Genomic DNA, 22,524 nt, shown 5'->3' with positions numbered 1-22,524 from the left:
TATTATTATACATTTAAAAGTAACATTTATAGGGGTATTAATATGAGTAAGATATATACGAGCATAGATAATTATAATCCTCAAATTCTTTTTGTAATCGATGCAAATTGTTCTCCTGAAACTGATATTCCAGAAACTAATTATCACTGTCATAATGACTTTATTGAATTATCTTTTATAATTTCTGGTTCAGTAGATTATTTAATTGAAGGTGAAAAATATACTTTGAAAAAAGGACAAGTTTTAATATCTAATCCAGGAGTATATCATAAAGAACTTTTTGATTCTAATACTAGATGTAGAGAACTTCATATTGGGTTAACTAATTTAAATCTATTTAGTAATTCTAAAAAAGATTATATTGATTTTAATAATAATCATATATTAACTTTTAATAAATATAAAGATTATATTTTAAAAACTTGTCTAGAAATATTTGATGAGCAAAAAAATTCTAATCAGACTTCTCCATTTATGTTAAAATCTCTTGTGATGAAACTATTAGTACTTATACATAGAGAAATAAATGAAGAACCACGTGATCTTGATTCTCATGAATTCGCTTTTAAATCACGTGAGAAAAAAGAATTGGTAGAAGGAATAACTAAATACTTAAATGAAAATTATGTACAAGACATATCATTGTACACATTATCAAAAAATATGTACTTAAGCCCTGTTTATATATCTAAAATTTTTAAAGAAATTATGGGAGACTCCCCAATAAACTATTTGATACAAATTAGGTTATCAAAGGCTAAAGAATTATTAGAAAACTCCAAGCTATCGATAAAAAGTATTGCTGAGATGGTTGGCTATAGTGATCCTTATTATTTCAGTAAACTTTATAAAAAGTATTATGGAATTTCTCCAAATAAAACAAGGGTTAGCTTACGCTAATGCATAATGGATAATGCGTAATGCATAACAGAATTAATGGATAATGCATAATGCTTAATGCATAATTAAGGTGAAAACTCCTGACGGAGTTTTTTAAAATGAAAGAATGAAATAAAATATAATGCATAATGCACAATGCTTAATGAATAATTAAGGACTAAACTCCTTTCGGAGTTTATAGATTTCATAACTCAGCTTGTCTGAGTTATTTCATAAATTATGCATTATCAATTATGCATTATGCATTTTTTTGAAGTGAAGCTTCTCTTTTGCATTTGCAAAATTGAAATGAAAAAATGAAAGAATAAAATAATTAATGAATAAATTCCTTTCATAGTCGTCTTAAACAGTGGATGGAACATTTTAATGGTGTGTCAACAAAATATCTTGCTTACAGAAATAGAATAGCCTTGTACAGATAATAATAGCTCAAATAATACAGATATGTGTATAATAGAGATGAGGATATTAAAGGAGTGAGAGCCCATGAATACTGATTATTTAGTTTTTTATATTTGTATAGCTTTATCAATTTGTTTTGGGGTAATAGCCTTACTCTTTGCTCTATTAGGAGAAAAAGGAGCTATGTTAATTAGCGGTTTTAACATGTTATCAAAATCTCAAAGAGATTTGTATGACCAGAAGAAACTGGTTAGTTACCAACGAAATTCATTGTTACTATGGACCGCTATCTTAGGAGTAGGAGCCATTTTATCCTACTTTATTTCTCAATATTTTGGTATTCTTACTTGCATTATTTGGTTAATCCTATTTTTAAAAGACGTCAGTCTGGATGCGAATAAGGCTTTTAAAAAATATAAAAAATCAAAATAAATAAATAACCATACCTTATCATTCAAATGATTGAAAATACAAAGGTATGGTTATTTTTATTATGATATAACAACAAAGTTATCTAACAGAGCCTTAATTTGTAATAATTTAAAATTGCTTATCATATATAACTTACAAATTGGAATTTACATATTTCATACTATTTTAATAAACACACCTTCCTCAAATTTTTTCAATGCCTTCTGGTTTAATTTTTTTACAATACTTGATTTCTCTGAGGCTTTACAACATTTGCCTTCAATATTTATAGTTGGGTCAATCAGTCTTGCCTTACTTTTTTGAAATATATTATAATTTTCTTTATCTTCTATTAATTTTACTTTGTCATTGATTGAATTAATTAAGTTTATCACTTCCTCTGAACTAGAATTTCTTAATAAACCATATACGTAATCATCTTCTTTTAATAAATCATCTAAAGTAATTTCATGTAAGTTAACTGCTATCTCTAATGCTTTAGATAACCTATCATAGGCATATACATTTAGTGGATTCATAAAAAATCCTATGACTTCTTTATAGTATACATCTACAAACCATTCAGAAATTTCCACAGAATTAATTACTATTTCATTTTCAATTACAGATAAATTTCTTAAAAATAATTTAATTTCATCTTTTGATATAAATCCATAATGATACATATCTCTTAATGTATAATCTATTCTATCTGCACATAACTTAGGTGCTTTTTTTTCAAGTATTGTCCACTTAGATTCGTTGAAAAGTATATCTTTATAGTCATATCCATTAGTTGATAATATTTTAGGGATAGTAGAGGATTCAATGATTTCATCGTATATCTTTTCATGATAATCTTCATTACTATTCTTAAAAACAAAATCAATAACATGTGAAAATGCAGTATGAGAAATATCATGCAATAAACCTGCTATCTGCTCTTTGATAGTCCCACCCATCATTCTTATAAATAACATTGTACCTATAGAATGATCATATCTAGTAACACTCCACTCTGGATTAATTAAATAGCTTGCCCCACCTTGATGAATCCCTTTTAATCTTTGTACTTCTCTTGTTTTTATAAGTTCTTCTAAAATCAATTCAATTTCAAACTCACCATAGATACTATCTATAATTTTCATATTTTATCCTCCGTATTTCATAAAAAATATTTAGTTCCAAAACAACCTTAACTTTAAACTAAATAAATTGTGTATCACAAATTAAAGTTGTTTTTTAAATACATAACTTACTTTATCAAATCCCATTTTGAGTTCATAAAACTTATGAGCTTCTACTCGTTGTATTCCTGATGATAGTGCCACTACATCACAACCATTCTCTTTTGCCCATTCGATAATAAATGATAAGAGTTTTTGTCCATATTTATTTGATCTTTTGCTTACATCAGTAACTAAATCATTAACCCATACATGTTTGCCATAATATAGATTTGTAAGTTTAATCACACCTGCAACAGCTACAATTTCATCATTTGCATAAAGTGAAAACATTTTATAACCTTCCTTTTTCATATCTAAAATTAAGTTTAAATATGTTTCCTCAATTAAATGTGTTCTCAACTGCTTCATTATTGGAAATGCTTTAAGAAATTCATCTTTATTTAATAATTCTTTAACATAAGTATTTTCTTTATCCATATATAATAATTGTTCACTCCCTATAAATAATTAACTCACAATATATTAATAGTGCTTAGCAAAATAATTTCTGATTATGCTTATTAAGTATGTTGAGGTATTATAGATTCAATTGACCAAAACATATTTTTTTTATCAACTAATATCCTATACCCATCAGACAAAGTTCGTTCTGTTCCGTAGTCTAAAGGTAAATGAATCCAAGTTAAAGGCACCATTCCAAATTCTACTTCTAATCCGCTATTATACCAAATACGAATTGAAGTACACTCACCATAGAACTCAATATTTGACCTATCAATCAACCCAAAGGCACTTAATATTTGAGTATTATCAATATAGTATTGCTTATTAGAAGTTAGAATAACTAAATCAATATCAGAATCTACCTTTTGTGTACCTCTTGCATAAGAACCTACTAAAATAATTGCTTCAACAAAAGGCTCATTTATTGCCCATTCTTTTGTTTTTTCAATAAAATCTTCAAACATGATTTTATCCCCCTATTTAGAAATCATATAAATAATCTCTGGTTCGTACTTAATACAATTGTGTAATAATATATATTTTTATTATACATTTATTAAAAATATAATCCTATAAGAATTATAGATACTATACTACTATTGTTTAAAAAATAATTATCAACATCAAATAAAACAAAGTATTTTTATTAAATAAATAAATTATATTTTTAATAATTACTAAAATCATTTTATATTAACTTCCTTTTCAAATAGTAACTTATCTTTAGAAGAATTATTGTAGATACTAATTATTAATTCATCACCTTTCAAATTTATTTTATTAAATATAGTATCAGAGAAAGTTTCTCCCCATCTTCCTTCTTTTGGATTAAGATTATTTCCATATTTATCACTGACACTTACATCATATGAACCCGGTGATGTACCCTCTTGGTGTAAGATTGTTACACCTATTTCAAAAGGAGTCACAAAAATTTCTTTAATATGAATTCCCTCATTGCTAGTAGAGTTTATTTCAAAGTTCTTAGATAAGTTTTCTTCTTTATTTACTTTAGCTTTAAAGCCCCAATCTCCTACTCTCATCAATTCAGCTCTATCATCACCAACAATAGGAAAACATCTAAATAAGTTAATTAATATTTCAAACTCAAAAGAATCTGGTATTTCAGCATTTAATGAGCTTAAATTGTATTTTTCTACACCTTTAAATGTATTATCGTCTATAAACATACCTTCAAGACCAGATATTCCTGAAGAATCAGGTTTTTCATCTGTGAAACTTAACTTTTCATTATGCTCATATAAGAGTTGTCTTTCATTAATTGGTATTTCTTCTGTTCTAAAAGGAGTATCACTTTTTACAATATATGATGCATATAAATACTTACCATCAAATATAATATCTTCTAGTGTTACTTCAACACCATTATTTTTTATTGTTTCATTTATAGTTCCATAATTAATACCTTTTCCTCCATTAATTATCCTGTCCTGCAAATGCTGAAATACTTTTTCTAATGGTGGTATTACACTTGCAATAGTTGGCTTAGTAACACCTAACATAATGAAACAAGTTAATCCAGCAGCTATTATTCCTGAAATCTTCTTAGTTCTTTTTTTATTTTTAAATTTATATGCATTATTAAATGAATCTTCTATAAATCCATCTATATTTTCAGGTATTTTTATATTATTAAAGTCATTTTTATTCATTTAAATAATCCTCCTTTAATATTTTCTTTAATGAATCTTTTGCTCTAGTAAGATATGTTTTAACTGTACTTTCAGGAAGACTCATTATTTCAGAAATATCTTTAATCTTCATATCATTGAAATACTTCATTATTATTACAGTTTTATAATTATCTTTAAGCAAATCAACTGCATTATATAAATCTATTTTTTCTTCTATGGAAACCACTGAGATATCTTGTATTACATTATGTTCTTCACCTAGTTGTTCAGTTTTAGAATCTCTTTTGTTCATATCAATAGCTACGTTTATTAATACTCTAGTTATCCAGGTTTTAAAGTAACTTGGATTTTTCAGCTTATTAATATTAAAAACCCCTTTTACTATTGTCTCTTGCAGTATTTCTAAAGCCTTTTCCTCATCTTTTACATACATATATGCTATTTTATATAAATCAACTTTATATTTTTTGAAAATGCAAATAAAAGAGTTCTTATCTCCATTTATAGCTTTTTTTACAAGCATATTTTCATCAAAAGTAGTGATTACATTATCTCTTACATTTAAAATATTATCCATATTTCCCTCCCTAGCATCGATGCTTTCACTTATTAGACTTTTTGAAACTAATTAATGTTTCAAAAACTTTATTATTCATATAAAATAATTATTTTTAATTCAATTATATATGGTTATGTATAATAATATTGGGAAATAATACATAAAAAAAGGACCATACAGCGGTCCTTTTAGTTCGTAATAGTTTAAAATTGTATCATTTCCAAAGTTATTTTCGTTTTAATTTATAACCATATCTATCTGTCCATTTTTTAGTATCACGTATAATCTGATTACAAAACTACTCATAGTATTTCCAATAACTTCTATAATATATATTTCATATATTATATTCCCTAAAAATAAATATAATAAATTCTCAAATATATTCAAAACATAACCTTATAATATAGGAAAAATATTATTGACACTCTATACTATGTATTATATAGTATAATACATAAGGAGGTGTGATATGGATATACAATTAAAAAAGGGGTTATTAGAATACTGTGTATTATCTGCTTTACAGAAATCTGATTCATATGGGTATCAAATAATTAAAGATATCTCAAGTTGCATTGAAATATCTGAATCTACATTATATCCAATATTAAAGCGTTTAGAAGCAAATAAATATGTTACAACATATTCTATTGAACATAATAGCCGTTTAAGAAAATATTATAAAATTACAAATGCAGGAAAAGAACGGATAAAAGAATTTTTAGATGATTGGCAACAAGTTATGAAAATTTATTATTTTATAAAGGAGGAAAATTAAAATGAATAAATCAACATTTATTGATACATTAAGAAAATCATTAAAACTACTTGATGAAGATGAACGTAATAAGTTCATATCTTATTATGAAGAAATTATTGAAGACTATAAGGAAAGTGGATTTACAGAGAAAGAAGTTATCAAAAAAATTGGAAGTCCTCAAAGTATAGCTAATAATATCTTAAGTGAACAAGATATTATTAATATTAATATACCATCATTCAAGAGTAAAATATTAAATATAATTCTACTAATTTTAGGTTTTCCCTTATGGGGGAGTTTGTTATTAGCAGTAATTTTACTTATTTTATCTGCATATATTATTATTTGGTGTATTCCATTTACAACAGGAGTAACCTCTATTTCATTTTTTGCAGCATCATTATTAAGTATAATTGGGTCTCCATTTATGATGGCTGATATCCTAAGTGTAGGAATTATACAGTTAGGTGTAGGGATTGCATTAGTTGGAACTTCTATTTTATTGGGATTAATAACTATATATTTATCAAAAAAAATTATAATTATTACAATGCAATTAACTTTCAATATATTTAAATCATTTAGATAAGAAAGGGTGAAAATATGATAATTAAAAACTTCAAAAAGAAAATTATTAATATAAGTGTTTGTTTAATTATAATAGGACTTATAATATCAGCAGTTGGTTTTTTAATGGATGGATTTGATTCAACTCCACAAAAATCAAATGATACTCAAAAATGGTACAGAATAATTAATTATTGATGATGGCTTTTTTCATTTGGCAATATTTTAAACAATATTGAAACTTGACACTGTTTAGTCAATAAAAATATGGCACATAATACCATATTTTTATTTATTAAATAGTCGTACATATCCATAAAACCTTTAGATATTAATAGTTTACTATGATTATTCTTTTCGCATTATATTACAATTATTCAATAATATATATTTTTATTATGCACTCCTTTGGAATATAATTCCATAACAAATGGAAATAATATACTTTTATTAAAAAGATAAAAATATCAACATCTAATTAAAACAGAGCCTTAATTTAAAAGTCCAGTGTTTACAAATCCCTGGACTTTAGTTAATAGTGGCTTAAAAATTCTATAAATAGTTTATTTTTTATTTTTATTTTGGTCCATTATTGAACCTATGATTATTCCAATTAACATTCCTAATCCAGGTTCAAAAGTCCAATCTATTTGAGATTTAAAGAATAAATTTATAATTATTGAAAATAAAGTACCACCAAGCAATCCAAAGGCAATTCCATAGCCTACATAAGAATGTTCATTTCTATTATGATTATTTTTTTCATTAGGCATATTTATTCCTCCTTTTATGTGGCTTTTTTATTTGTTAAATATTTCAATACAATAAATGTATAATAATATACATTTTTATTATACATTTATTCAGATAATAATCCTACAATAATTTAGAGTAAGGTATCATAGTTAAAAAATTAATAATTATTTATCTTTAAATAAAACAGATCCCAGAATAAAAAATAAAAGATTAACAAAAAAACTCCTTTCGGAGCTTTTTAAAATGAAAGAGTGAAGTGCTTCTTTGCTAAGGCAAAGAAGCATGAAAAAAATGAAAGAATAAAAGAATAAATTCCATAGGAATTTAAAAAATTTCATAATTCAGCTAGCTGAATTATAACAAAAATTATGCATTATCCATTCTACATTCTTCATTAATTAAGAGTCCTGCTCCTCTAAGTCCTGCATCATCACCGATTTCTGCAATTCTTATATCTACAGCTTCTTTATTAATTACTTTTTCTCTTACCTTTTCTTTAATTATTTCAATAAGAGCATTGTTAAATAAAATAACGGAACCTCCAAGAACTATCACTTCTGGATCTACAACTGAAATTATATTAGATATTCCCTTTGATAAATTTTCACAAAGTTCATTAATGATATCTTGGGCTACTGTATTATTTTCTTTATATAATTCAAAGACTTCTGGAGTATCTAGTGATTTCCCTAATTTTTCACTGGCTATTCTAGCAATATTAGGACCACTACACTGACCTTCTAATCCACCTTGCACTAATCCTGAATGGCTATATTTATCTTCATTAATAATTAAATTACATATTTCTCCTGCAAAGCTATTAGCTCCATTAATAATTTTATTATCAATTATTAATGCTCCTCCAACTCCTGTTGATACAGTAATATAAAATGTGCTTTCAGCACCTTTAGCTACTCCTATCATAGCTTCTGCAAGCCCTGCAACATTAGCGTCATTATTGACTTCTGTTTTTAAGCCAGTATTATCTTCTATAAATTTCTTTACATTGAAATTATCCCAGCCTCTTAAATTAGGAGCTTTTAATATAGTTCCTGTCTTAATATTTAATGGACCTGGGCATCCAACTCCTACACCAATTATTCCTTTTGCTAACCAATTCTCATTTATATGAGTAGTAATCTTACTTAAATTATATTCCGGTCCATTATCTACTTCATTTTTAATCTTTATCTTATCAACTATGTTTCTTTCTTTATCTAATAATGCAGCTCTAATATTAGTTCCACCGATATCTATTCCTACTATAAATTCTTTTGCCTCCATAGTCTCTCCCTCTTATCTTTTAATATCTTTTTGTTCTAAAATTTCTTTAATTATACCTACTACTTCATTAGCCATAATATAATGAGTCTTTTGACTTGGATGATATGCTTGTCCATAACCATTTTCAGCTTTTTGATGCTCATGTTCTAAGAAAAATATATCCTTATCACCAATAGAATTATAGTAATCTACTACATGATTTTTCACATAGTCTCTTATATTATTTAGAACCTTTCCTTCCATAACTGGACCTATAGCACATATTATTTTTACTTTTCCATAGTAATTCCTAATTCTATCTATTAATGTTCTATATCCCTCTACAAACCTCTCTTTTGCTGGAGGATGTTCATTAAAGTCATTGGTTCCTAAATTTATTAGAACAATATCTGGACTATATTTAGAAAAATCCCACTTCTTATTAGTATTTTTATTAGTTATCCATTCTATTCTTTCTGGTAATGGCATTGGAGAATCGTCATAATTTCTTACTAAACCAAGTCCTCCCCAGCTAGTTAAATTAAGTTCTGCATTTAATTCTCTTGCTGCTATTGCACCATAAGATAAATAGCTATTTTCATCTTTAGCCTTAAACTCTCCAAATTCATTTTCTGATTCATTTCCATAACCACAGGTTATAGAATCTCCGAATATCTCTATTTTTAATTTCTTTTCTTTAGGTGGTTCTATTATTTTTCCATCAAAAAGTTCAAATCCATAAAAGCTTGCCGTTCCAACAAAAGCTTCTGTTCTCTTAATTAATTCTAAACTATGTTCACTATACTCTATATCTTCTACTAATTTATATAGCTTTCTTTCTCTAACTGGAAAGCAATTATTATATATCTCTCCATCTAAAACTACTAAAAAGTAATCTTCTCCATCTGATTCTAAGTCTGCATAAACTTTATTACCAATAAAATTTATACTTAATGATGTTTTAGCCCATCCAAATTCAACTTTTTCTGAATTAGAGAAATCAAATCTTCCAGAATATTTTATTTGATCCCTAGATAATATCATTGCGCTATACCCCTATGATAATATTCCTTCTATTTCATTTAATTCTTCATCTGAGAAGTTTAAATTATCTATTATCTTTACATTATCTAATATTTGCTCTACCTTACTTGCTCCAATTAATACTGTAGTAACAGCATCTTTTCTTAATACCCAAGATAAAGCCATTTCTGCTAGAGTTTGTCCTCTTCTTTCTGCTATTTCATTTAACTTTCTTATTTTATTTAATTTTTCTTCTGTTATATCCTTTTCCTGTAGGAATCTAGCAGTTACTTTTTTAGCTCTTGAATCTTCTGGAATTCCATGAAGATATTTATTTGTAAGCATACCTTGTGCTAATGGTGAGAAAGCTATTGAACCTATTCCTTCTTCTTTATGAACTTCATGTAAGCCTTCTACTTCACTCCAACGATTAAACATATTATAACTAAATTGATGAATTAAACATGGAGTTCCATTTGCCTTTAATATCTTGGATGCTTCTTTTAATTCCTTTGGATGATAATTTGATAAGCCTATATATAAAGCCTTTCCTTGCTTAACCATATCTGTTAATGCTCCCATAGTTTCTTCAAGCGGTGTATCCTTATCTGGTCTATGATGATAGAATATATCTACATATTCTAACCCCATTCTTTTTAAGCTTTGATCTAAACTAGACATTAAATACTTTCTTGAACCTCCATCTCCATAAGGTCCCTTCCACATATAGTATCCTGCTTTTGTAGAAATAATCATTTCATCTCTATATGACTTTAAACTTTCATTTAGTATCCTTCCGAAATTCTCTTCAGCTGATCCAGGAATAGGACCATAATTATTTGCTAAATCAAAATGTGTTATTCCATTATTAAAGGCTTCAAAAATTATATCCTTTTGATTTTCAAGTGGATCTACTGAACCAAAGTTATGCCATAACCCTAGAGCAACTCTTGGTAGATATAATCCACTATTCCCGCACTTTAAATATTGCATTTTTTCATATCTATTTTCTTTTACATTTCTCATTTTTCTCTTTCCCTCCCAGTTATATTTATTTAAAAGTACAAGCTAAATTATTATTTAACTTGTACTCTTTATCACTTAAAATTCTTATCGTTTACATTAAGAAGTTATCTATATTTCTAATATAAAATCCCTTTTCTACAATTATATATATAAACATTTTATTTGTCTATATTATATGAATGTTTCTGTATCACGTAGATAACTACACGTGTATTTTATTACATCTCTTATTCTATATAATTCACTTTCCTTATTTGTTTTTCTCCATATAACTGAATATTCATAAAACCATTCTTCAAATTCTTCTGCTAACTCTTTAAAGTTTGCATTCTCCTCATTATCCGCAAGCTTATCTTTATATAGTTCATTATTTATTATTGCAAGCATTATTTTATTTATTAATAAAATCCCTCTAGCTGCAATTATAAATTCTTGCATAACTTCTTTTGATTCTATATTTTTTATATCATAAGATAAATACTCTAACTTCCCCTCTATTATTGATACTTTGTCATGTTGTTCTTTTAACTCACTTATTTTTACTGTTTTCATCTTGTTTATTAACTCATTTTTTATAGCTTCATTTGTATTAAATTTTTCCTTCCATATTACAAGATCTGACCATCCAAATTCTTGACATTTACTTAAATCAGATAATAATGAAACTAAAGTACCACTACTATCTTTAAATTCTAAAATAGATATATCTTTATACATTTTTCTAAAATCTTTTTCTATCTCTGGGTTCCAGGATAAGGCTGCTCCATATATCATCCCTGGAATAGAGCTGGATAATAAATTTATATTTCCATAATCACCCCAGTTTGTATTTAATACTCCAATTGCATCATACTTCACCCCATAAGATATCATTCTATATATATTTTCAAATGCATTGTCCATTAAGTTCATTAAATGGCTCCATCCGCCTACTCCGGGACATACGTATTGTTTCCTACCACTTTCTGAAATTATTTTTGTATCCTTCTCTTCAACACCACACCAATAATTCCAATTTAGGCAAATTACATCTTTATCTATATTATTTATTAAATCTGGATGACCTAATATAACATCTCCCCAAAACATTATTTCTTTATCATATTTCTTTACAATAGAAATAACCTTATTTAAAAAATCAACATAAAGCTTTCCAACTCCTAATTTCTCAGCAGTTTTACTACTTTTTCCTTTTCCTAAGTCAAAGGTTTCATCACAACATATATTAAACTTATTAGATGAAAATAAAGGTATAAATTGATTCAACATATATTTAACTAATCTTATGCTATCTTCATCAGTTACATTTAATGTATGATGAGCCATCCTATCTACAAAAGAGTAATCAGACTCTTCTGGTTCTGTTAATTCACATAACTTCTTAAATGATTTAGTTTTTAAAACTTCATACAAATGTCCAAATGTGGCTATTGATGGTATAAGCTCAATATGCTTATTTTTACAATATCTATCTAATAATAATATTTCCTCTGAGGTTAGCGGGTCTTTATCTATCCAAACTTCACTCATTCCTTTAAATGCAAAGGTATGCTCAATATATAATTGAAGTTCATTTATCTTATAAAATGCTGCCTTATCTACTAAATACATTAAGGTTTCTAACTTAGGTACCTTCCCCCTAGTAATATCGTGGTAAAAACCTCTATGTTTAAAATAAGGTTTATCTTCAATTATCACTCCTGGTAAACTATATCCATATTCTTTTATTATTTGTATTAATGTCTGAATTCCATAGAATAATCCTTTAGAAGTAGATGCCTCTATTTCAATACTGCCTTTTTCTATTGTTAATTTATACTCTTCATTTTCCATTGAAAGATTTTTATTTACCAATATATAATTATTATAAATATCACAGTTTGAAGCCTTAGTTATATTTATCTTAAATCCAAAGTCCTTATTTATCTCATCTTGTAATAATATTGCAGAATCTAAATCATCAAAAGAACAGTTATAATCTAAAATAATATTAGTTTCTCTTTTTAATTTAAACCTTTCTTCAAGATACTTCATCTTCCTAGGTCTTGGAATTATATTCATCTATACTCCTCCTTCTTAATTAGCATATTTTATATTTATTACTTAATGATTTCTTCAGTAATTTTTCTTATCAACTACTCCACAATAATTTCATCAACAAACATAAAAGCTGGACCTTCACCTGCTGTAATACTCCAACTAGGACATACTTCTTCATTTTTAGCAAATATCCTTATATATCTAATCTTTTTATCCCCCTTATATTTTGAACTTATATTTTCTACTGCCACTTCTTTTCTTGGTGTTGAATTTTTATGATAAATAATTTCACTTTCATTGAATTCTTTTCCATCAAGTGAATACTTGAAATCTATAAATTTAGGATAATAAATCCACGCTCTAGTATCTTGCAAAAATCCTACAGTTACTTTACTAATATTTTTTTCTTCTCCTAAATCTATAATTACATCTAAATCATCATGATATCCAAGCCAACATCCATCCGTATAATCCTTACTACCCTTTAATCCATCTATTAAATCATAAACACCATTTTTATTGTACTTTTTTATTTCAACTGGACTTGTAAATGTCTTTATATCTTTAATCTTTATTGATTTATACAAACTAACTTCTTCTACTTCACTTTCTTTGAACCCAGATATAAAAGCTTTTGCCTTAATTGTAGTATTATCATTTATTGTTATTGGATTTGAATATGAGTCTGATTCTCTATTTGGCTCACTTCCATCTAGTGTATATCTAACTTCACCAGTTTTATTTGGATTATATATAATAAATTCTTGATTAATAGGCTCTTCTAACACTATATTTTTAGGGAAGATTTCAGGTTTCATTGCTCTTGGTAATATTTTAGACTTACTTTTTAGCTTTTGATACTTAGGAATATAATTATCAATTTCATCAGCATTTAATAAATACTCTTTAGAATAAAATTCTTCTTTTATCACATCTTCATTTTTAGAAGTTATAATAGATATTTCATTTTCTTCTGAAACAATCAGTAGTTTAGAATTCTCATTTAATATAAACTCTCCCTTAGATAAATATAAAGAATACTTAAAGCCGTTATGCATACATACTAATTCCTTTTTATATACATTCCTAACCACAGGAATTCTATTAAAGGATAATGCTAACTTTTTCTTATCATCTTTATAACTACTTTCTTTAAATACAATTTCTGATTCTTTGCATATTATATTCATTTCTGAACCCTCATTTATTTTCCAACTCACTTCATATGAGGATTCATTTATTATTGAAAACTTTGGCTCTTCTCCACTTACTTTATTTATCTTCTCGTTACTATCTATCTTCACAAAATCTATTGATGCTCTTAAATCTTTATCGCTCCAATAATGAGCATTTAATATAGGAAGTGAGTCAAAAATGCTTTCATTATCTTTAAGCGTATCTTCATAATATCTTGACTTATAGTTTTCATTAAACAAATGTAAATCTCTTATAGATAGGAGATTATTTTCCCAAAGAAGACTCATTCTATAAAACCTGCTATTATACCAAGATGCTCTTAAATTTTCTTTATTCCAGTCCTTAGATGCTGTTATAGTTGTAGGTGGGGTAAGGAAATATTTTTTCTTAAACCATTCTCCTGATTCTTTTAATGTTTCAACTCTTAATTTTCCTATCTTTGTGAGCTGTGATATATATGGAATTTGAAGTTCATATCCCTTTCTCATGGTATTCCATAGGAATGTATTTTCTTGACCTGTTTGTATATATGAAAATCCTAATACTGGTTCATTTATACATCTGTCAAATAGCCACTCAACCCATTCTTTAGTTTGTCCTATTACACAAGCTGGCTCTAAGGTATGAACACCATTTACAGATTCTCTTAAACCATCTTCAAAAGCATAAATTGGATCAGGACCTAGCATCCTAAATATCGGCAAATCTAATTGCATTTCCTTACTTTGAGAAGGGATATACTCATTTAGTACACTTGGATAATATCCTTGGTTATAATAACCTCCCCAAAGCGTAAATCCATCTGTACCAATTTGATCTCTACATAAGGCTGCTGCTTCAACATTATATTTTTCTTTAAAATAAGTTAAAGTTATAATATCGATGACCCAAGAGCCTACTGATTTAGGATAATATCCAAAAATAGACTTAAAATCTTCCATATATACATCTACCATCTTTAATCTATCTTCTTTTGAGTATCCTAAGGAATATCCTATATTTACATGATCATCCACTGGAGTTTTTCCCTTCCATTTAACTCCTGCTTTTTCAGCTAATTGCTTATCTACTTCCCACCATACACCTACTTCATCATAATCATCAACATACTCTTTTATTAATTCACTATATCTTTTATCCATTAATGCATCATATTTCAATGCGTAGGTTGCTGGTAATCCATATTGCTTTAAAATTTCTAACTGATATAATACTGTCTTTAAATCATCCTCAACAAATTCACCACTAGGATATACTGTCTTCCTTATAAAGTTATATATATTTACTATTGTTGGTGTATTTAAATTTTTACTTGTTAAGTCCATCTTTAACATATTTTCTCCTTATTTTTATAATTTCTGTTTAATATTAAAGGTAATAAAATATCTTGATTTTATAAAATCTCGATATATTATTACCTTACATATTTGAATTATCTAAGCTTAATTTTAAATGTTTTTATTTCAAAAGGCTTAATTGTGAAATTGATGCTATTACCACTTATATTTATATCTTCTATATCTTTTTCTAATAAATTACACTCTACAGCCTTCTCTATCTCTTTACAGAATGTTAAGTTTACATTTGATCTCTTATTATGGAATTCGTATAATCTAATTATTAAATCATTACTATCCTCTGCTTTCTTTATAACTTCAATCATAACATTATCTTTATTTACACTAGCTAGGCTTAATTTACTTTCTAAAATTCCTTCATTAGCTTCAATAATTTTTGTAAATAAAGGAGTATTTAATTGATAAGCTTGATTAACTGTTTTTGCTTCCTTCCATGTTCCAGTATGAGGATATACTGAATATGTGAAGAAATGTTCTTCCTTATCTGCGTCTGGATTCGGATCACATGATGATTTCAATAATGTTAATCTCATATTCCCATTTTTTATATCGTGACCATACTTAGAATCATTTAATAGAGAAATACCAAAATCTCCTTCTGATAAATCAGTCCATTTATGCCCACAAACTTCAAATGCAGCAACATCCCAAGATGTATTATTATGTGTTGGTCTAGTTACATTTCCATATTGAATTTCATAAGTGGCTTCTTTAGCATTAATTTCTACAGGGAAGGCAGCCTTAACTAGTATATCTTTTTCCTTCCAATCTACATAGGTTTCAAAATCTATTCTCTCTATATCCTTATAAATATGAATCTTTTGAACTATCTTTGATTCTAAGAACTTTCTTTCTATCTTCAATGTACTTCTTACAGGTCCTTCTTCAATAATTTCCATATTTTGAACATCATCAATTTTCCACATTTTCTCTTTATAATATATATCTATATCCCAGTTATCAAAGCACATAGGCTTATCTTCAAAAGCTTGTAGTTCATTACCTACTGCTCCACCTTTTAAGATTTCTCTATTTACTTCTTTATTTATAAATGATGTGATTTGCCCTTTATTATCAAAGCTAATCTTGAAAAATCTATTTTCTGCTTCTTCTTTAGAAAGCTTAACTACCTCATTAATACCTTTTGTAGCTTCTACAACCCTAAATGATTTATATCCATTTGCAGGAATATCTTTTGCAAAAAATATGGCTTTATTTCCTTCTACTTTTTGACATGCAATCTCTAAATCATTTTCATCGATAACAGCTGGATTTTTTATATCATTTGAAATTTCAAAGGTTACTAAATCATGTCTATCAAAGCCTAAAGTGTTAAAAACTACTAAGCTTCTTTCTGTAATATTTATATTTGAAACTATAGAATCTATACTATTTTCAATTAGATTATCTGCATTTTCTAATAACTCTTTATATTCAACTTCTGTAACATCATAGACTTCTTTAATAGATGAACCTGGAATAATATCATGAAATTGGTTTAATAATATTTTTTCCCATGAATTATTAATATTATTTTGAGGATATTCCTTACCTAATAGCAATGATAGAGAATTAAGCTTTTCTGCAGCTGTATATAGATTTTCGCATTTTCTATTATCTCTCTTATTTCTTGCCATTGATGTATAGGTCCCTCTATGGTATTCAAGATATAATTCTCCTACCCACTTTTTCAACTCTTTATTACCTGAAATCTTTTCTTCTAACCTCTTAAAATAATCAAGAGATTTGCCCATTTTAACTCTTGGTGCGCCTGGTATCCCTTTAGCTAATCTTCTACTATTTTCAAGCATTTCAATAGTAGCACCACCGCCACCATCTCCCCATCCAAAGGAAACTAATACATCATTATTTATATTTTTATTTTGATATCTTCTCCATGCCCCCATTATTGCATCTGGTTGAATATGTCCATTATATGTTGTAAAGTGAGAATCTCTATCTTGTCCAGGTCCTGTGGTTGTTATAAAATGTGTTAATACTTCGCTTCCGTCTATACCTTCCCACATAAATGTATCATTGGGAATTTTATTAAATTGATTCCAAGCTATCTTAGTTGTCATAAAATAATCTATATCTGATTTCTTAAGTATTTGAGGTAATGCTGCTGAATATCCAAAAACGTCTGGCAACCATAAAATCTTATTATCTACATTAAATTCTTCTTTGAAAAATCTTTTTCCATGAAGTATTTGCCTTACTAGTGACTCTCCAGATGTGAGATTACAATCTGCTTCAAGCCACATAGATCCTTCTGGTTCCCAAACTCCTTCTTCAATTTTTTTCTTTACCTTTTCATATATTTTAGGATGATCTTCCTTTAGCATCTTATAAAGCTGTGGTTGTGATGACATAAATATATACTCTGGATATTCTTCCATTAGTTTCAATACAGTTGAAAAACTTCTAGCTACTTTTTCTCTTGTTTGTGCAACAGTCCAAAGCCAAGCTACATCTATATGAGTATGTCCAACACATGTTGCTATTACATCTTCATGACCACATAATTCTCCATAAAACTTTTCATTTAAGAATTTATTTGCTTCTTTAACACTTTCATCATATTCTTTTGATTTTGGTCTTCTTAAGTCAACTAAATTTATAGCTTCATTTAAAACTGTTATCATATCTATCCTATTTTTGTCTTCTTTATCTAATTCCTTACATACATCTACAGGCACCTTTAGATTCCAGTATAACTCTCTAGAATCCATATCTATTTCTACTAATTTGCCATATAATGTAGCTTTCTTATCAGCTAACATTCCTGCGTATGCATGTAAATCTATATCATATTTCGTCCCTGCAATAGCTTTATGAGTTAAAATTACCTCTCTATGATTTATATCTAATCCTTGTATTTCTTCTCCATTTACATATAAGATAAATTGAGGATTTGTAGCATCCCATCCCTCATCAAAGGTATGAAAATCTAGTGCTACAATCTTTCCCTCGAGGTTCTCTGGAACTTCTATAGAGCATTTAAACCATCCGTGACAATCTCTTCCACCCCATAAATCTCCGCTTTTAAATTCTCTCCACTCATCTTCTTTGGCATACTTTATTAAATCTATGTTATGATAGTTTCCATCAATATACATATAATTTTCAAGGCTTATTTCACTTCTATATATATTTTTAGCTATTTCATTACAAGTCTTTTCAATTCTTTCTAATAAATAAAACATAACTCTTCTCCTAGAAATATTAAATATTTTAACTTATACTCTTTATTACTATTCTATTAACTTTATAACCTATTAATTTATTAAAATTATTCTTTTACCGCTCCAATTGTTAAACCACTTACAAAATATTTTTGGAAAAATGGATAAGCAAAAATAATAGGTAAAGTCGTTATAACTACTATTGCCATCTTTACTGTTTCCTTTGGCATTTTTGCTACAGCTTCTGTTGCATTTAAACCTATTGTGTTGGAGTTATTTATTAAAAACTCCATGGATGTTTCTAGCTTTATAAGTAAATATTGTAATGGTATTAAACTATTCTTATCTATATAAAGCATTGCATTAAACCAATCATTCCAAAATCCTAATGTTAAAAATAGAGCTATAGTTGCTATTCCTGGTAGTGATATTGGTAATACTATTTTTAAAAATAATAAAAATTCTGAAGCTCCATCTATTTTTGCAGATTCTATAATTGCATCAGGCACTGTAGTTTTAAAGAAAGTTCTCAAGATTATAATGTGGAATGAACTGACACAAATAGGTAATATAAGTGCCAATATATTATTTTTAAGTCCTAAAAATCTTGTTACTACTAAATATGATGAAACCATACCACCTGAAAATAACATAGGAATAAATATTAGCTTAGTAAAGAATTTTCTATATGCAAAATTCTTCCTCGATAATGCATAAGCATAAGTTGTCATTATTATTAATCCTAGTATTGTCCCTATAATTGTAACTATAATAGTTATTCCATAAGCCCTAATTATATTGCTGCCAGACTCAAATATATATTTGTAAGCCTCTAAACTCCACTCTTCTGGCCAAAATCTATATCCATTAGTTTGCAATGCCCTCTCACTAGTAAAAGAAATTATTAAAACAAATATAAATGGTACTATACATAATGCTGCTATTATTGAAAACATTATATTTAAAATTGTGTTTGTTGGTTTTGATATTGAATTAAATTTATTTGAGCCTTCTTCTACTTCTTTTTCCCCTCTAGTTTTATTAAAAATATTTTTAAATTTATCTGCCATATTCTACACCGCCTTTACTCTAGAAAAATGCATTTTCATTATCTACTTTTCTAACAATTCCATTAGTAACTAATATTAAAATGAGCCCTACAAATGATTGATAAAGTGCTGCAGCAGAACTCATTCCTATGTTTCCTAAATTCATTAATCCTCTATAAACATAGGTATCTATAACATTCGTTACTGAATATAAGGCTCCTGAATTTTTTGGAAGCTGATAGAATAATCCAAAATCAGCTCTAAACATTCCTCCAACTGCTGTTATAAACATTATTATTAAAACAGGCTTTAATAATGGGATAGTGATATATTTTACTTGTTGCCATTTACTTGCTCCATCTATCATTGCTGCCTCATAATAAGACTTGTCTATTCCACATATAGATGCTAAATATACAACTGTTCCATATCCAACTGCCTTCCATTGACTCATAAATATTATTATTACAGTCCAATACTTAGACTCGGTGTACCAAGATATTTTTTCTCCACCTAAAGCTGTTATAATTCCATTTATATATCCCTTTTCAGGGCTTAAAAATACAAATAAACAGTAACTCACAACAACCCAAGATAAAAAATAAGGTAAGAACATAGAACTTTGATAAAACTTAGATAGTCTTTTATTTATTAACTCTTTGAGCAATATAGCTAATGTGACAGGAAGCACTATACCTAAAAATATAAATACAATGTTGTATAAAACTGTATTTCTGGTAATTAGCCAGGCGTCACTACTATTAAATAGGAATTTAAAATTATTCAAGCCCACCCATTCACTCTTTATCAAACTTTCTATAAAACCACCGCTAATTCTCCAATTTTTAAAAGCAATTATTATCCCTACCATAGGCAAATATGAAAAGATTAGAAACCACACTGCTCCTGGTAGTGTTAAAATCAAAAATTCTCTATTCTCTTTTAACTTTTTTAATATTGATTTATTTTTCCTTTTATCTAAGTTCTTAACTTTAGCCATCGCTCAAACCCCTTCTTTGTAAACGTTTATTAGCTAATTAAAATATATCATACATAACATTTACCATAAAGTTGAAATACTTTAGATTTAGTGAATAAATTAAAGTTTCTATATTTTAATAAGAAAAGAAGCTATCTTAAGACAGCTTCCTCTATTAATAGTTTTTCATTTCTCTTAATGTTGATGGGCAAACTCCATAATATTTTTTAAACTTTCTATAGAAATAACTAGTATCAATATATCCTACTGCTTTAGCTATATCGTTTATCCTCATATTTGTATTAAGTATCAATTCCTTAGCTTTAATATTTTTAGCCTTATTCAAGTATTCTGAAAATGAAATTCCTATTTCCTTTGAAAAGATTTGTCCTAAATATGAACTATTTATATTAAATTGATGTGCTAGAGTTTTTAAACTTAGCTCCTCATAATATCTCTCATTAACTATATTTACTATTTGTTGAACTACAGGGCTATATTTTACTGTATTTTCACACATTGACTCAATTAGTTCTTCTATTTCCCTAATTATAAATGCACTAACATTTTTCCTAGTACTTTCATTACACAATTCTATTATAGTATTGCTTAGACTATCTTCCCCATACTTTTTATCAATTTTAAATTCATCAGATATATAATCTATTAATATTATTACCTTTATTGAAAAGTCATAAATATTTTTAGGAGTTAAATTTTTATTTTCTAGTATTTCTGATATATACTTTTCTAAAGCCTTTTTATTTTTTTCTATAATCAACTTGTTGATATAATCTATCTCATCTTTAAAACTTTTCTTATTTTCTCTTATATCTCTAATCTTTTCTTTATATACACATTTATTGACGCCTTCTGTTAATATATATTTTTTTAATTCATTGGCTACTTTATAGCTTTTTCGTATATCTTTTATATCAAAAATAGTATTTCCTACAGCCATAAAGATTCCCTTATTAGACTCTTTAATAAGACACTCTTTGATCCTTTCATAATAATTAATAATATCCTTTCTAGACATGTTTTTATCCCAAGAATTTATTAATATAGCTTGATCATCATATTTATAGAGAATTTCAAATCTATCATCTGTATTTCTTTGTATTAGGTCCTCTATATATACTCTCTCTTCTTCATTTTCTCTTCTCAACATTTTTATATTAGCAACAGTATATACTTTATTGTATATATCTATTGAAATAGAATCTTCCATATCATATATAAAATCTTCATCTAACATTCCTTCTAGATATTGAATTAATTTTCTATTTTTATCTAATAGTATATTTTTTTCTTTCTTTTTAGAATCTAGCCCTTTAACAATCTTACACATAACTTCTTCAAGCTCTTTTTCATTTATAGGCTTTAATATATAACTTTCAACACCGTATTTTATTGCCTCTTTTGCATAAGCAAACTCATCATATCCTGAAAGAATTGTAAATCTAGTATTTGAATTTATTTTTTTTATTTCATTAATTAATTCTAGTCCTGTTAATTTGGGCATGTTAATATCTGTTACAATAATATCCACAGCTCTTTCCTTAAATTTATTTAAGGCCTCTTCCCCATTATGCGCTATTTCCCTTACTTTTAATCCGAGGTTTTCCCAATCAATAATATTCATTAGGCCTTGTGTTATTAATTTTTCGTCATCAACTAACATAACATCATACATA

20 protein-coding genes are annotated in these 22,524 nt (G+C 27.1%); 5 read left to right on the top strand and 15 right to left on the bottom strand.

Annotated features, from left to right (window positions below):
• Positions 1-42 precede the first annotated feature (42 nt).
• A complete protein-coding gene (locus QK892_RS07775) occupies positions 43-900 on the top strand; it encodes an AraC family transcriptional regulator (protein WP_317272977.1) in 858 nt (285 codons plus the stop codon).
• Between the two features lie 486 nt (positions 901-1,386).
• Positions 1,387-1,734 (top strand): DUF3784 domain-containing protein, encoded by a 348-nt coding sequence (locus tag QK892_RS07770; RefSeq protein ID WP_317272976.1) that lies wholly within the window; start codon positions 1,387-1,389, stop codon positions 1,732-1,734.
• Positions 1,735-1,889: 155 nt separating this feature from the next.
• Here the strand turns inward: QK892_RS07770 and QK892_RS07765 are convergent, their stop codons facing one another.
• From QK892_RS07765 to QK892_RS07745, 5 genes are all read right to left on the bottom strand, one after another.
• Entirely contained in the window at positions 1,890-2,861 is a 972-nt protein-coding gene (locus tag QK892_RS07765; RefSeq protein WP_317272975.1) for an HD domain-containing protein, read from the bottom strand.
• An 81-nt stretch (positions 2,862-2,942) separates the two neighbouring features.
• The gene (locus QK892_RS07760) at positions 2,943-3,380 is read right to left on the bottom strand and encodes a GNAT family N-acetyltransferase (protein WP_317272974.1); all 438 of its coding nucleotides are present in this window, start codon (positions 3,378-3,380) and stop codon (positions 2,943-2,945) included.
• Positions 3,381-3,463: 83 nt separating this feature from the next.
• A complete protein-coding gene (locus tag QK892_RS07755) occupies positions 3,464-3,871 on the bottom strand; it encodes a nucleotidyltransferase domain-containing protein (RefSeq protein WP_317272973.1) in 408 nt (135 codons plus the stop codon).
• Positions 3,872-4,090: 219 nt separating this feature from the next.
• Positions 4,091-5,080 (bottom strand): DUF4179 domain-containing protein, encoded by a 990-nt coding sequence (locus tag QK892_RS07750; protein ID WP_317272972.1) that lies wholly within the window; start codon positions 5,078-5,080, stop codon positions 4,091-4,093.
• Complete coding sequence (locus QK892_RS07745; RefSeq protein ID WP_317272971.1) at positions 5,073-5,639, bottom strand: sigma-70 family RNA polymerase sigma factor; 567 nt, start codon at positions 5,637-5,639, stop codon at positions 5,073-5,075. Before QK892_RS07745 ends, QK892_RS07750 begins: the two co-directional genes overlap by 8 nt.
• A 454-nt stretch (positions 5,640-6,093) precedes the next feature.
• Between QK892_RS07745 and QK892_RS07740 the strand changes: the two genes are divergently transcribed.
• Genes QK892_RS07740 through QK892_RS07730 form a run of 3 tightly spaced genes read left to right on the top strand, consistent with a single transcriptional unit; the run spans position 6,094 to position 7,149 of the window.
• A complete protein-coding gene (locus QK892_RS07740; protein WP_317272970.1) occupies positions 6,094-6,402 on the top strand; it encodes a PadR family transcriptional regulator in 309 nt (102 codons plus the stop codon).
• A gap of 1 nt (position 6,403) precedes the next feature.
• Positions 6,404-6,973 (top strand): DUF1700 domain-containing protein, encoded by a 570-nt coding sequence (locus QK892_RS07735; RefSeq protein ID WP_317272969.1) that lies wholly within the window; start codon positions 6,404-6,406, stop codon positions 6,971-6,973.
• 14 nt (positions 6,974-6,987) lie between these two features.
• Positions 6,988-7,149: a hypothetical protein gene (locus tag QK892_RS07730; protein ID WP_317272968.1), complete on the top strand. Its 162-nt coding sequence runs from the start codon at positions 6,988-6,990 to the stop codon at positions 7,147-7,149.
• A gap of 365 nt (positions 7,150-7,514) precedes the next feature.
• Here QK892_RS07730 and QK892_RS07725 read toward each other — a convergent pair whose 3' ends face one another.
• From QK892_RS07725 to QK892_RS07680, 10 genes are all read right to left on the bottom strand, one after another.
• Positions 7,515-7,724 (bottom strand): hypothetical protein, encoded by a 210-nt coding sequence (locus tag QK892_RS07725; protein ID WP_317272967.1) that lies wholly within the window; start codon positions 7,722-7,724, stop codon positions 7,515-7,517.
• Positions 7,725-8,073: 349 nt separating this feature from the next.
• Positions 8,074-8,991 carry an ROK family protein gene (locus QK892_RS07720; protein WP_317272966.1) on the bottom strand — a complete coding sequence of 306 codons (918 nt, stop codon included), beginning with the start codon at positions 8,989-8,991 and terminating at the stop codon, positions 8,074-8,076.
• A 12-nt stretch (positions 8,992-9,003) separates the two neighbouring features.
• The gene (locus tag QK892_RS07715; protein ID WP_317272965.1) at positions 9,004-10,014 is read right to left on the bottom strand and encodes an SGNH/GDSL hydrolase family protein; all 1,011 of its coding nucleotides are present in this window, start codon (positions 10,012-10,014) and stop codon (positions 9,004-9,006) included.
• Positions 10,015-10,026: 12 nt separating this feature from the next.
• Positions 10,027-11,019 carry an L-glyceraldehyde 3-phosphate reductase gene (gene mgrA, locus QK892_RS07710; RefSeq protein ID WP_317272964.1) on the bottom strand — a complete coding sequence of 331 codons (993 nt, stop codon included), beginning with the start codon at positions 11,017-11,019 and terminating at the stop codon, positions 10,027-10,029.
• Positions 11,020-11,190: 171 nt separating this feature from the next.
• Positions 11,191-13,080 carry a glycoside hydrolase family 20 zincin-like fold domain-containing protein gene (locus tag QK892_RS07705; protein ID WP_317272963.1) on the bottom strand — a complete coding sequence of 630 codons (1,890 nt, stop codon included), beginning with the start codon at positions 13,078-13,080 and terminating at the stop codon, positions 11,191-11,193.
• 74 nt (positions 13,081-13,154) lie between these two features.
• Positions 13,155-15,590, bottom strand: a complete 2,436-nt coding sequence (locus QK892_RS07700) for a chitobiase/beta-hexosaminidase C-terminal domain-containing protein (RefSeq protein ID WP_317272962.1) — start codon at positions 15,588-15,590, stop codon at positions 13,155-13,157.
• Positions 15,591-15,688: 98 nt separating this feature from the next.
• Positions 15,689-18,820, bottom strand: a complete 3,132-nt coding sequence (locus QK892_RS07695) for an alpha-mannosidase (RefSeq protein ID WP_317272961.1) — start codon at positions 18,818-18,820, stop codon at positions 15,689-15,691.
• An 86-nt stretch (positions 18,821-18,906) separates the two neighbouring features.
• A complete protein-coding gene (locus QK892_RS07690) occupies positions 18,907-19,869 on the bottom strand; it encodes a carbohydrate ABC transporter permease (RefSeq protein WP_317272960.1) in 963 nt (320 codons plus the stop codon).
• Between the two features lie 19 nt (positions 19,870-19,888).
• Entirely contained in the window at positions 19,889-20,848 is a 960-nt protein-coding gene (locus QK892_RS07685; protein WP_317272959.1) for an ABC transporter permease, read from the bottom strand.
• A 154-nt stretch (positions 20,849-21,002) separates the two neighbouring features.
• Positions 21,003-22,523 (bottom strand): response regulator, encoded by a 1,521-nt coding sequence (locus tag QK892_RS07680; protein WP_317272958.1) that lies wholly within the window; start codon positions 22,521-22,523, stop codon positions 21,003-21,005.
• Between the last annotated feature and the right edge of the window lies 1 nt (position 22,524).

Origin of the sequence: Clostridium lamae, assembly GCF_033043255.1 — a bacterium.
In the GTDB taxonomy this organism is placed as follows: domain Bacteria; phylum Bacillota; class Clostridia; order Clostridiales; family Clostridiaceae; genus Clostridium; species Clostridium lamae.
Note: the sequence above shows the minus strand (reverse complement) of the source record. Positions and strands in the feature narration are given on the sequence as shown.

Coding starts and splice junctions, on each gene's coding strand:
- QK892_RS07775 (WP_317272977.1), top strand. CDS start 43: ATGAGTAAGATATATACGAGCATAGATAATTATAATCCTCAAATTCTT.
- QK892_RS07770 (WP_317272976.1), top strand. CDS start 1,387: ATGAATACTGATTATTTAGTTTTTTATATTTGTATAGCTTTATCAATT.
- QK892_RS07765 (WP_317272975.1), bottom strand. CDS start 2,861: ATGAAAATTATAGATAGTATCTATGGTGAGTTTGAAATTGAATTGATT.
- QK892_RS07760 (WP_317272974.1), bottom strand. CDS start 3,380: ATGGATAAAGAAAATACTTATGTTAAAGAATTATTAAATAAAGATGAA.
- QK892_RS07755 (WP_317272973.1), bottom strand. CDS start 3,871: ATGTTTGAAGATTTTATTGAAAAAACAAAAGAATGGGCAATAAATGAG.
- QK892_RS07750 (WP_317272972.1), bottom strand. CDS start 5,080: ATGAATAAAAATGACTTTAATAATATAAAAATACCTGAAAATATAGAT.
- QK892_RS07745 (WP_317272971.1), bottom strand. CDS start 5,639: ATGGATAATATTTTAAATGTAAGAGATAATGTAATCACTACTTTTGAT.
- QK892_RS07740 (WP_317272970.1), top strand. CDS start 6,094: ATGGATATACAATTAAAAAAGGGGTTATTAGAATACTGTGTATTATCT.
- QK892_RS07735 (WP_317272969.1), top strand. CDS start 6,404: ATGAATAAATCAACATTTATTGATACATTAAGAAAATCATTAAAACTA.
- QK892_RS07730 (WP_317272968.1), top strand. CDS start 6,988: ATGATAATTAAAAACTTCAAAAAGAAAATTATTAATATAAGTGTTTGT.
- QK892_RS07725 (WP_317272967.1), bottom strand. CDS start 7,724: ATGCCTAATGAAAAAAATAATCATAATAGAAATGAACATTCTTATGTA.
- QK892_RS07720 (WP_317272966.1), bottom strand. CDS start 8,991: ATGGAGGCAAAAGAATTTATAGTAGGAATAGATATCGGTGGAACTAAT.
- QK892_RS07715 (WP_317272965.1), bottom strand. CDS start 10,014: ATGATATTATCTAGGGATCAAATAAAATATTCTGGAAGATTTGATTTC.
- mgrA (WP_317272964.1), bottom strand. CDS start 11,019: ATGAGAAATGTAAAAGAAAATAGATATGAAAAAATGCAATATTTAAAG.
- QK892_RS07705 (WP_317272963.1), bottom strand. CDS start 13,080: ATGAATATAATTCCAAGACCTAGGAAGATGAAGTATCTTGAAGAAAGG.
- QK892_RS07700 (WP_317272962.1), bottom strand. CDS start 15,590: ATGTTAAAGATGGACTTAACAAGTAAAAATTTAAATACACCAACAATA.
- QK892_RS07695 (WP_317272961.1), bottom strand. CDS start 18,820: ATGTTTTATTTATTAGAAAGAATTGAAAAGACTTGTAATGAAATAGCT.
- QK892_RS07690 (WP_317272960.1), bottom strand. CDS start 19,869: ATGGCAGATAAATTTAAAAATATTTTTAATAAAACTAGAGGGGAAAAA.
- QK892_RS07685 (WP_317272959.1), bottom strand. CDS start 20,848: ATGGCTAAAGTTAAGAACTTAGATAAAAGGAAAAATAAATCAATATTA.
- QK892_RS07680 (WP_317272958.1), bottom strand. CDS start 22,523: ATGTATGATGTTATGTTAGTTGATGACGAAAAATTAATAACACAAGGC.